The 252-nt window shown below is 41.3% G+C and carries 1 protein-coding gene; it reads right to left on the bottom strand.

Annotated features, from left to right (window positions below; genetic code table 11):
* On the bottom strand, positions 1-252 hold a 252-nt coding region (locus tag SB772_RS43570; RefSeq protein ID WP_410838975.1), incomplete at both ends, for a hypothetical protein.

The raw sequence follows: 252 nt of genomic DNA, 5'->3' as shown, positions 1-252 counted from the left end.
CTGGTTGATCACCGAAAGAATTTCCTGCAGACTTTACAATGATATAGGATGGGTTACTGTAGACAATTTTATCATATTCACGGTCATTTTCCTGGTAGGTCCCTTCCAATGATGTTGGTGTAGCTGGGCTTGTAAAAGTTCCTCGCCAATACCAGGCTCCATTATTGGGATTTTGCCACCATCCCTGAGGAACTCCGTAGGAGTGATTGGAGATTTTGGGTTGTGATAATAATATTTTTTGATACACTGAAC

The sequence above is a fragment of the Paraburkholderia sp. SIMBA_030 genome (genome assembly GCF_046535245.1).
GTDB lineage: Bacteria > Pseudomonadota > Gammaproteobacteria > Burkholderiales > Burkholderiaceae > Paraburkholderia.
This window is presented reverse-complemented; position numbering and strand designations above follow the sequence as displayed.